This is a genomic window from Candidatus Roseilinea sp. NK_OTU-006, from assembly GCF_012931985.1.
Lineage (GTDB): Bacteria > Chloroflexota > Anaerolineae > J036 > Brachytrichaceae > JAAFGM01.
This window is the reverse complement of record NZ_JAAFGM010000048.1, coordinates 1-10,398: the sequence shown is the minus strand read 5'-3', so window position 1 is coordinate 10,398 and position 10,398 is coordinate 1. Positions and strand designations below refer to the sequence as shown.

General features: G+C 60.4%; 14 protein-coding genes and 1 pseudogene. 12 read left to right on the top strand and 3 right to left on the bottom strand.

Going from position 1 to position 10,398, the window contains the following annotated elements:
- A pseudogene (locus GXH28_RS14790) lies at positions 1-713 on the bottom strand (hypothetical protein); the annotation flags it as partial.
- Between the two features lie 50 nt (positions 714-763).
- Positions 764-2,413, bottom strand: a complete 1,650-nt coding sequence (ettA, locus tag GXH28_RS14785) for an energy-dependent translational throttle protein EttA (protein WP_169239794.1) — start codon at positions 2,411-2,413, stop codon at positions 764-766.
- A gap of 234 nt (positions 2,414-2,647) precedes the next feature.
- Between ettA and GXH28_RS14780 the strand changes: the two genes are divergently transcribed.
- Entirely contained in the window at positions 2,648-3,523 is an 876-nt protein-coding gene (locus tag GXH28_RS14780) for a YitT family protein (RefSeq protein WP_169239793.1), read from the top strand.
- 140 nt (positions 3,524-3,663) lie between these two features.
- Here GXH28_RS14780 and GXH28_RS14775 read toward each other — a convergent pair whose 3' ends face one another.
- A complete protein-coding gene (locus GXH28_RS14775) occupies positions 3,664-4,257 on the bottom strand; it encodes a winged helix-turn-helix domain-containing protein (protein WP_169239792.1) in 594 nt (197 codons plus the stop codon).
- Here GXH28_RS14775 and GXH28_RS14770 point away from each other — a divergent pair.
- From GXH28_RS14770 to GXH28_RS14730, 11 genes are all read left to right on the top strand, one after another.
- Complete coding sequence (locus tag GXH28_RS14770; RefSeq protein ID WP_169239791.1) at positions 4,256-4,408, top strand: hypothetical protein; 153 nt, start codon at positions 4,256-4,258, stop codon at positions 4,406-4,408. The genes GXH28_RS14775 and GXH28_RS14770 overlap by 2 nt on opposite strands.
- Before the next feature lie 23 nt (positions 4,409-4,431).
- Entirely contained in the window at positions 4,432-4,794 is a 363-nt protein-coding gene (locus GXH28_RS16705; RefSeq protein WP_255464592.1) for a nucleoside hydrolase, read from the top strand.
- On the top strand, positions 4,725-5,201 hold the full coding sequence (locus GXH28_RS14765) for a nucleoside hydrolase (RefSeq protein ID WP_320447971.1): 477 nt from the start codon (positions 4,725-4,727) through the stop codon (positions 5,199-5,201). Before GXH28_RS16705 ends, GXH28_RS14765 begins: the two co-directional genes overlap by 70 nt.
- On the top strand, positions 5,202-5,363 hold the full coding sequence (locus GXH28_RS16550; protein ID WP_240550438.1) for a hypothetical protein: 162 nt from the start codon (positions 5,202-5,204) through the stop codon (positions 5,361-5,363).
- Between the two features lie 9 nt (positions 5,364-5,372).
- The gene (locus GXH28_RS14760) at positions 5,373-6,119 is read left to right on the top strand and encodes a response regulator transcription factor (protein WP_169239790.1); all 747 of its coding nucleotides are present in this window, start codon (positions 5,373-5,375) and stop codon (positions 6,117-6,119) included.
- Positions 6,116-6,961, top strand: a complete 846-nt coding sequence (locus tag GXH28_RS14755) for a sensor histidine kinase (RefSeq protein ID WP_169239789.1) — start codon at positions 6,116-6,118, stop codon at positions 6,959-6,961. The genes GXH28_RS14760 and GXH28_RS14755 overlap by 4 nt, the downstream gene beginning before the upstream one ends.
- Positions 6,962-7,107: 146 nt before the next feature.
- On the top strand, positions 7,108-7,632 hold the full coding sequence (locus GXH28_RS17015; RefSeq protein WP_445082663.1) for a matrixin family metalloprotease: 525 nt from the start codon (positions 7,108-7,110) through the stop codon (positions 7,630-7,632).
- A 24-nt stretch (positions 7,633-7,656) separates the two neighbouring features.
- Positions 7,657-8,307, top strand: coding sequence for a hypothetical protein (locus GXH28_RS14745; RefSeq protein ID WP_169239787.1), 651 nt, complete (start codon positions 7,657-7,659; stop codon positions 8,305-8,307).
- A gap of 524 nt (positions 8,308-8,831) precedes the next feature.
- Positions 8,832-9,128, top strand: coding sequence for a hypothetical protein (locus tag GXH28_RS14740; protein WP_169239786.1), 297 nt, complete (start codon positions 8,832-8,834; stop codon positions 9,126-9,128).
- 42 nt (positions 9,129-9,170) lie between these two features.
- On the top strand, positions 9,171-9,839 hold the full coding sequence (locus tag GXH28_RS14735; RefSeq protein ID WP_169239785.1) for a hypothetical protein: 669 nt from the start codon (positions 9,171-9,173) through the stop codon (positions 9,837-9,839).
- An 81-nt stretch (positions 9,840-9,920) separates the two neighbouring features.
- Positions 9,921-10,398 (top strand): hypothetical protein (locus GXH28_RS14730; protein WP_169239784.1); only part of this gene is annotated, 478 nt, incomplete at its 3' end.

Genomic DNA, 10,398 nt, shown 5'->3' with positions numbered 1-10,398 from the left:
TGCGCGCGCACGCGCAGCGTGAACGGATAGGCGCTCATGTCGGCCTCGCGCTCGAACAAGTTGACGCCGTCCACCTGAAGCAGCTTCCAGCGTCCTTCCAGCCGGTCGAAAGGCACGACGGCGAACGCAGCCGGCCGAGCGGCCCAGGTCGCTGAAATGACCTCTGCGGAGGGGACGACTTGAACGTTCGGCGACTCCGCCAGTGGGCCGAGGAGCAGCGTCAAGGCGACGCGCGTCTCCGGGTCGAGGAAGAGCGTCGGCGGCGTCTGTCCGTCGTCCGAGAGGCCGGCCAGTGCCGCCGGCTCCCCACGCCAGAAGCGTATGAAGTCGGCGGACGCTATGCCGTCGGCCACCGTGGGGAAGGGCGCAGCCACCGCGAGGGTGTGGGTGATGAGCGGCGCGCCGGCGTCGCCTATGCTGATGCGCACATCGGCGTTCGGGTTGTCGGTCATGGCGACCTGTCGCTGTGCCGACGCGGCTTGACGAGCAAAGTCGCTCACCTGCTGCGCCAGCGACTCGCGCCAGCTTGTCGGCAACGCCGGGTCTATCCAGATCGTCTCGACCGGGATGGGCGTCGGTGTGGGTTCGGGCGTCGGCGTGGCGGTCGGATAGAACGTAACGGCGATTTCGGGTGTCGGCTCGGGCTGAGGCGCGCTGCTGCACGCGGCCAGGAGGAGCGCGGCGCACGCACAGCAGCCGATGCGCTTGAGCATTCGGGCAATCATCGAGTGGCGCTTGTCGAGCTGCGCGGGACGCGCGAGGCTCACAACTGCAACTTGCGCTGTTTGCGGCGCACCGGACGCGGATAGGCCGCCTCGTAATCGCTCACGTTGCCCACGAACCAGCGCACTTCGCCGTCGTCCTCAATCGCCAGGATGTGGGTGGCTACGCGATCCAGGAACCAGCGGTCGTGGCTGATGATCAGCGCGCAGCCGGCGAATGCCTCGATCGCCTCCTCCAGGGCGCGCAAGGTGTTCACGTCCAGGTCGTTAGTCGGCTCGTCGAGCAGGAGCACATTGGCGCCTTCCTTCAGCATCTTCGCCAGATGAACGCGGTTGCGTTCGCCGCCGGAGAGCGCGCCGACCTTCTTCTGTTGGTCGCTGCCCAGGAAGTTGAAGCTGGCCACGTAGGCGCGGCTTTGCACTTTGCGCGGGCCAAGCTGGAGGAAGTCCTCGCCGCCGCTGATTTCCTCCCACACGGTCTTGTTGGGATCGAGCGTGCGGTTCTGGTCTACATAGCCGAGCTTCACCGTCTCGCCCACGATGATCTCGCCGGCATCCGGCTTCTCCTGCCCGATGATCATGCGGAACAGCGTCGTTTTGCCCACGCCGTTCGGGCCGATGATGCCGACGATTGCGCCGGGCGGCACTGCGAAGCTCAGATTCTGATAGAGCACGCGGTCGCCATATCTTTTGGTCACGTTCCGCGCCTCGATCACGACGTCGCCCAAGCGCGGGCCGGGCGGAATGTAGATCTCCAGATCTTCGCGGCGCCGCTCGGTCTCCTGAGAGAGGAGCTTCTCATAAGCGTTGACGCGCGCTTTGCTCTTGGCCTGTCGGGCCTTGGGCGACATGCGGATCCATTCCAGCTCGCGCTCCAACGTCCGCTGGCGCTTGAGGTCGGCTTTCTCTTCTAGGGCCAGCCGGTTCTTCTTCTGCTCCAGCCACGACGAATAGTTGCCCTTCCATGGGATGCCGTAGCCGCGGTCGAGTTCGAGGATCCACTCGGCCACGTTGTCCAGGAAGTAGCGGTCGTGGGTGACGGCGATGACTGTGCCCTTGTAGTCGCGCAGGTGTTTCTCCAGCCAGCTCACCGACTCGGCGTCCAGGTGGTTCGTCGGCTCGTCGAGCAGCAGGATGTCCGGCGCGGTGAGCAGCAGCCGGCAGAGCGCCACGCGCCGGCGCTCACCGCCGGAGAGCACGCTGACCGGCGTGTCGGGCGGCGGACAGCGCAGGGCATCCATCGCCACTTCCAGCCGCTGATCCAGCGTCCAAACGTCGTGCTTGTCCAGCTCCTCCTGAAGCCGGGATTGTTCCTCGAGCAACTTGTCGTAATCGGCGTCAGGCTCGGCGAATTTCTCGTTGACCGCCTCATACTGTTTCATCAAGTCCACCAGCGGCTGCACGGCTTCCTCGACCACCTGCTTGACGGTCTTGGTCGGGTCGAGCTGCGGCTCTTGTTCCAATAAACCGCGCGTGTAGCCGGGCGAGAGGACAGTCTCGCCGATGTAGTCCTGATCCACGCCGGCCATGATGCGCAGCAGCGTGCTCTTGCCGGCGCCGTTGAGGCCCAGCACGCCGATCTTCGCGCCGTAATAGAAGCCGAGCGAAATATCGCGCAACACCTGTTTGTTGGGCGGGTGGATGCGGCCCACGCGCACCATCGAATAGATGATTTTGTTGGTTTCTGCCATAGCCGAATGAAACCAGGCTTCTCGGCGAAGCCTGGTTTCCACGCGATGGGATTCTAACATCCGCATTTTGCCCGCGCGCGTCTCCCGTTGGGCTTAGGCGCAACATGCACAAAGACCGGCCGGGGCGGCAGGCCATGCCGGCGCCTACCCATGTTGGCCGTTGTGAATAAACGCGCTTGCGGACGAAGCCTGGAGACGAGAGTGCGATACAGTTGGCCTGTGCAATCGCCCTTGGTGTCCCTTGTCTCGCATCGCTGGTTCCTTCTCTCACGCGACTATGCCCTCATCGTCGTCGGCGCGATCATCCAGGCGATCTCGGTCGCGGTCTTCCTTGCGCCGGCCGATCTCGCTCCGGGCGGCGTGAGCGGATTGGCGCTCATCCTGAGCCGCGCCCTGCCGTTTGCCCTTGCCGTTGGCGTCTGGGTGCTGCTGCTCAACCTCCCCCTGTTCGTCCTGGGCATGCGCTATCTGGGCGGGTGGCGCTTTCTCATCCGCACGATAGTGACCGTCGTGCTCTACGGCGGAGCGACGGCGCTGCTCGAACGCGCCGGCGTGGGCGGTGTGACGAACGACATCGTGTTGAACACGTTGTTCGGCGGCATCATCGGCGGCATTGGGATGGGCCTGGTCTTTCGCGCCCAAGCCACCACCGGCGGCACCGACATCTTAGCCCTGCTGCTGGTGCGCTGGCGCTCAATCCCGCTCAGCCAGAGCTACCTTGTTACCGATGCCATCGTCATCGCGCTGGCGGGCCTCATCTTTGGCTGGGAGCGGGCGCTCTACGCTGTCATCGCGCTCTATGTGAGCGGCGTCGCTGCCGAGACGATTAGCGAAGGCGTGCAGATCGGGCGCACGGCGTTCATCATTACGCAGAAGCCGGAGGAAGTGGCGCAGGCGGTGATGCGCCGGATGGGGCGCGGCGTAACACGCTGGTCGGCGATCGGCGCTTACACCGGCGCGCAACGTCCGATCCTGTTCGTCGTCATCAGCCGCGCCGAGACCTCGGTGCTCAAGGCGCTGGTGGCGCAAACGGATCCGCAGGCGTTCATGGTCATCGGCCAAGCGCAGGAGGTATACGGCGAGGGCTTTCGCCGGTTCGAGCAAAGATGATCGTCGCGCCCCGGATACCCCCCAGCGCTCGAACCAAGGCGCTCGCTGCGCCTATCCCTCCAGGCCGCGATAACGGCGCTGCGGCGCCCCCTCACCGGAGAAGCGCCGCAGCGGCATCGGCGTGATGTGGGCCGTCCGGCTCAGGCCGGCATGCCGTTCTGCGAAGGCGCAGGGGCCGGCAACGCCGCTAAGCCGATGACGGCTCTAAATTCATTGGCGTCCAGCGTTTCGCGTTCGAGCAACGCCTTGGCGACGGCCACCAGCTTGTCGCGATTGTCGGTCAGCAACTGCTTGGCCCGGCTGTAGGCCCGCCAGATGATCTTGCTGACCTCGCTATCAATCTTCGCGTCAATGGCCTGCTCGCTCACGCCATAGGCGCTCTCGCCCTCCCATACGCGCTCGACGATGTCCTGGCGCGAGACCAGGCCGCCGTTCGCATCCACGAGCAACTCCAGCAGGCGATACCGCTGCAACGAGAGCGGCGGCTCGAGCTCCTGCTCGGCGATGTAGACGCGGCGGCTCTCTTTGTCAATGCGGATGCCGCGCACCACCGGGCGCATGGCCTTGCTGATCGGACGAGCGTTGAGCGGCGCGGTCGCGTCGCTGCCGACGAAGGCGATCTTGACGCACAACGCAATCTGAATCTCGTCGCTATCCTGGAGCAACTTCGGCTCCTTCACCTCTTTGCCGTTCAGGAACGTGCCGTTGTCCAGCATCGCCGAATTCAGGGACATGCTGTTCAGCACCGAAGCTCTCTCGCGACCGACTGCCGCGAAGACGCCCAGCAAGCCTTCGATGCGCGACGTGCTGTACGAGAATCGCGTCTGGTTTCTCGTCGCGGGCATCGCGGTGCTGGCAGGGCTGATCGCTTCGCTCCTCGGCTGAGCGCAACTTTCGCTCAATCACCCATGAACCGTTCCCGCGTCTTGCTTGACTGCGACCCGGGCATTGACGACGCGCTGGCGATCTTGCCGGCATGTGCCTCGCCGGAGATTGACCTCATCGGCGTCACTACCGTCGGCGGCAATGCGCTAGTGGAGTATGAGACGCGCAATGCGCTGGCCGGCACATTGCATGTGCCGGTGGCGCAAGGATGCGCGCGTGGACTGATCAAGGACCTGATCCCCGCCACATGGCTTGAGTGGCCTGGGCTATGCCGAGCTACCGATGCCGCGCGCTCAACCACTCGCTCGGACACGCTGTGGACTTTCTCATCGAAACGCTGCTCGCTGCGCCGGGCGAGATCACGCTGGTGGCGACCGGCCCGCTGACCAATATCGCGCTGGCCGTGCGCCGCGAGCCGCGCATCGTCCCCGCCGTTCGGCGTTGCATCATCATGGGCGGCGCGTTCCGGCATGAGGGCAACATGCCTCTGCGTGGCGAATACAACGTATGGTGCGACCCACACGCCGCGCGCATCGTCCTCCACAGCGGCCTGCCGATCACCCTCGTCCCGCTGGATGTGACATACCGGTGCCTGTTCCGCGAGGCGGACATGCAGCACATCGCGGCCCAAGCCGATGTGCGCACCCCGATCGTTCGCTTCTTGGCCGATGCGACGCGTTTCTACATCAAGTACCACAAGACGGCCCAGAACATCGAGGGTTGTGCTATCAACGACGCGCTGGCCATGGCATTGGCCTTCGCTCCCGATCTGGTGACCACGGTGGCGCTGTAGGTGGACGTGGAGACGGGCGATGGTCCCGCGCATGCCGCCACTTGCGCCGACTTTTGGCGGCTGACCGGCCGGCTGCCCAACATGCACGTCGCGCCGGAAGTGGACGCCGAGCGGTTCATGCGGCTGTTCGTGACGCGGATGATCAAGTTGGCCAATGGATAATTTGGCTCGATGGCCAGACCACGGGTGTGGATCGTCGAGGACGATCGTGCGGTTGCCGATGCCCTGCAAGTGCTGCTGAGTTGCGCGGGCTACGATGCTTCGACGTTCACTGAAGGGCGAGCCGCGATCAGGGCGCTCTCCACGACTTCGCCGGATTTGATCTTGCTCGATCTCAATCTGCCCGATATCGATGGGCTGGAAGTGTGTCAGGCCGCGCGTGCACTGCCGGATTACACGCCGGTGGTGATGTTGACTGCGCGTAGCGATCCGGTAGATCGGCTGATCGGGTTGGAGGTCGGCGCGGACGTCTATCTCACCAAGCCCTTCGAACCACGTGCGTTGCTAGCGCAAATCAAGGCGATCTTTCGCCTGGTCGAGCGGTTTGGCCACCGTGACTCGGACGGCGTCGTTCCGCGCGTGGCTGCGCTGCCTCTAACAAACGGGCCGATCGTGATGTGGGAGGCCGAGCGCCGCGTTGAGGTGCAAGGCCGGCGAGTGGAATTGACGCCGAAGGAATATGAACTGCTGCGCTTGATGTTGCGCCATCCAGGGCGCGCCTTCGGGCGAGAAACGCTTCTGCGTGCGGTGTGGGGCTATGACTTTGGTGGCGAGTCGCGCACGCTGGATGTTCACATCCAAAGGTTGCGCCAGAAGATAGAGGACGACCCGGCGCAACCGCGCTGGTTGCTCACGGTGCGCGGCTTCGGCTACAAGCTGGTTGCCGAACAGAGCGCTGAGGATCGAGACGCGCGATGATGATCTTCGACCTGCGAGCCGTTCTCTTAGCTGTGGCCGGCACACTGACACTATGCGTAGGACTAGGCTTAGGCTTGGGCTGCTGGCTGACCCGGCGCATCTACGCCGAGCAACGTCGCGCTTTGTTCGCCCAGCTGAGCGACTTGCGCGAGCGCCGGCGCGCGGCTCAGCAGAATTTGCGCCTACTTGCACATGAAATCCGCACGCCGCTCGCCACGATTCAAACACAGGCCGAGGTAGCAACCCTCCTCGAAGCGTCGAGCGAAGCCCGACACAAAGCGCTGGAGGCGATTCGCACCGAAGCACGCCGCGCGCATCACCTGATTGATGCCGGCATCGAGCTGGCGCGACTCGACCTGACCGAAGCTGAAGAAACGGTCACCCGACCGGTGAATCTGATCGAGGTGGCTGAAACGGCCGTGGCGCAGATGATGCCGTTGGCCGAAGCGCGGCAGATCACATTGACCATGCGCGTAGAGGGAGACCTGCCACTCATTCCCGGCGATGCCGATCGGCTGAGGCAGGTATTCCTGAATGTGCTCGATAACGCCATCAAGTATGGGCGCGCCGGTGACTGGGTTGAAGTTGTGCTCAAAGCAGGGATGAACGCCATCGCCTGTGAAGTGCGTGACACTGGGCCGGGCATCCCCAAGGCGCATCTGCCCTACGTCACGCGTCGGCTCTACCGTGCGCGCACCGATGTTGAAGGCAGCGGCCTCGGTCTGGCCATCGTCGAAGAAATCCTGCGCCTGCACCGCAGCAAGCTCATCATCGAGAGCCAGACCGAAGGCGCGCATACTGGCGCAACCTTCCGCTTCGAATTCCCCCTCTACTCTTCGTAGTTCACGCTCGCGCCTCATTACGTCGTTTACACAACTGTTACATGACTGTTACACAACCGTGATGTGCGACTAAGGTTGCCCATGCATGCTGACGCTGTATTCGTATAAACAGATTTACGGGAGCTGTCTCAAAATGGAGGGGCGAAATGCGAAAACTGCTTAGCGGAATTGTCGCTATGCTGGTCTGCCTGGGTGCTCTCGCCAGTTCGGCCCATGCATATCGCCTCTATGGAGGTAGATGGTCTAGTTTCCCCGTGTATTACTACATCGGTTGGAGCGGGACTTATTCCGATCAAATCGTGGCCGCGGCGGGATCTTGGGAAAGTGCAACATATTCCAAAGTCAAACTTTATCGGACCTATGATCCCTACAACTACAGAATTTGGGTAGGAGCTGCTCATTACGGATACACTGGGTGGATTGGCATTACCGCTCTTGCACCCAGCGCATACGTATCGCCATACACAGGAGCCGAGATTCGACTCAATCGGACGTGGTTAGACGGCGAGCCACTCATCAATCGTCAGCACACCTCAGCGCATGAATTCGGACATAGCATTGGACTCGATCACGAAAATAGAGTGTCCTGCGTGCTCATGAATTCTTCGGGCTACTGCGCCATCTATCCACGCGCTGATGACGTCAACGGGGTGAACGCTCTGTATCCTTAACCGATCTTTACGAGGAGGATAAGCATGAAACGTCTACTTCTTCCAATGCTTCTGTTCCCTGTTTTGTTGCTTATGATGCTATTCTCTGTTGCAAACAATCAAGCTAAGCTTACAGAGGACCAAGCAGGGAATCAGACCGTCAGTGATAAGTCCATCGTTCTGGCCGCGCACTGGGCAAAGCACTTCACGGATTTGCCGTCTATGGCGCGCGATTCGGATGCGGTCATTCAAGGGACTGTTTTGGGAGCGATGCCGGTCCGCTTCCTTGCCGATCAGGATATCCGCAATGACCAGTTCATCGGCGGCATTGTCTTCACTGACCACGTCGTTCGCGTTGACAAAGTGATCAAGGGCGATCTTTCTGAAGGACAGGAGATCATTCTTGTGCAAACCGGCGGAAACTACAATGGGCGAACGATGCAGTTGGAGGACGATCCCCTGTTCGAGCGTGGTGAGCAGGCCATTCTGTTCTTGAAGGACATCAGCGGCGACCAAGTGCACGCCCCCGACAGCCAAAAGTTCATCGTCAACGGCACACCACAGGCGCGACTCAAACTGGTTGAGGGACGAATCACGCCGATGACGGATGACGCATTCTCTCAGCAGTGCTCCGGTCTACCAGCTGATCACTTCATGCGTCAGGTCACGGCGGCGGTCTCATCAGCCGCTCCTTGAACGGTGAAAGGGATTCCTCGTTTGAGTTTAGAGAAACTCGGCCTGCTCAGCCGAGTTTTTCGTTGGTTACCCGCCACATTTTTTGGCTGCCTCATTACGTCGTTTACACAACTGTTACATGACTGTTACACAACCGTGATATGCGGCTAAGGTCGAGACTATAGGCTGTCGGCGGGTTCGTTGCGCGTGCAACGACGATTAGGGGACGGATCGTCGACAGATAGTCCATATCAATTCAACAAGAGGAGTAAACACATATGTTTGGACGAAAGACACTCGAGCGCGGGAATCCGCCAACGGTGAGTCGGGTGTGGTCTAAGTTAATCGCACTAACTGCGGCCGCGAGCGCTATTCTGATTGCCGTTGGCACTGCATGGGCGTGGGATCGCACCTTTACATCAGCGCCACTGGGTTACTACTGGTTATCAACCAGCGCCAATTATCAGGGCGGAATTGCACAGAACTTAAAGTGGGATTCCAGTGCATTATCGGCAATGCGGTCAGACAGCTCTCCAAGGCTCGACATGACAGCCGACTGCACCGCTGATAACCCTGGCGGTGATCGCTTGAACTACAACACGTTCTACACAAATCTGCCTAACTATGGCATTTCGGTTTGGGACGACTGCGGCAATCGCTTCGTTTACGAAGAGGCCGAGTTAGGTGTCAATCCGTGGTCGGTCGTTGCCAACACCGAATACTACTTCCAAGTCTTCTATTACAAAAACCAACGAGGGGTAAGCGGGGCGATCAACATCAGCTATCAACGAAATAACTCGCCCACCCACGATTGGCTGGATAAGGTGCTTTACACCAACTGATGCAATTTAGCACTTGCACTTGGCGCTTGCAGAGGATTCAAAATGTCAAAGCCAGAGAAGTTTGCAGTGATCGCAACGTGTCTTCTTGGACTTGCGGGAGGTTTCTTTACAATCAACACCGTCCGCGCTGATATTGCGTCGTCGAACCCGTTCCCATACAGCGTCGAGACTCGTCCCAACGGCTATCTGCGCGTATACGTGAATCCAGACCTCCGCGATTCCTCACAACGCGAGAGTTATGCATCCGCTCAACGTATGGCAATATCGAACCTGCTTGCCGATGGGCAAACCGAGGTTGTGACTCTCCAGGTGACATTCAATCAGCCCATCACCTTGGAGGAGTTGCGAGATCTATCGAATCGCACAGGGTTGTCCTCAGAACACGTCATACTGGCAGCCAGAGATGACAAGGATCAACTGCATGCGATTGGACAGCGCGCGATTCCATCAGCGATCGTCAATACGGACGAACTGAATGCGGAGCTTAACTCACGGGGTCTGAGGCTGTTGGGTGTTGCGGTCATTCGAGGACGAATTGTCGCTAGTGCATCGGGTCTCGGACAGCTTGCTAACGATCCCCGCATACACCTTGTTGATGTTATGCCCCACATTCTTGCAAAAGAGTTGGCGATGAAACAAGGTGTCAGCGTGGATAAAGTGCAGGTTAGTGTCCCGTCGCCGTATTGGGACTTGCTCAGTAACGGGAAGTGATGCCACCTGCTTGATAGTCGAGAAAGCATACCCAGCCTTCTCGACTATCAGGCAACGCATCGGAGTTATACAAGAACTGAAATGGTATTGACAAAGCGTGCACTCATCCTCGGGATCCTGATTCTCGCAATAGTCTTGAGTATCGCCGCGGCGTGGAAGCCGACGATTAGCTTTGAAACACCGCAGGGCTTGACCGCGCCCGAAGTTGGGTCGTTGATACAAACGATGAACCAGTTATTGCCGGTTGGCGGGTCTTTACCGCAGCGAGGTTCACAGCTCGTTAAGCGTGGCAACCATCTCGAATGGGAACCGACAGCGATGGCCGATCAGACAGTGGCGGACGTCAAGGTTCGCCGCGTTCAGTTCGATGCAGATCGCTCGCTCCTGTTCCATCTGCTCGATGATGACCCACAGGGTCAGACTCACATTGATGTGCTCGTGACAACCGACGAGGGGATCACACACACACTGCGCATCACGCTATGGGACTATGCACGCGTCACACCTTTATCGCCTCAACGGTTGGGGGACGGCTGGAAGCCGGTGGCCGTAACATGGG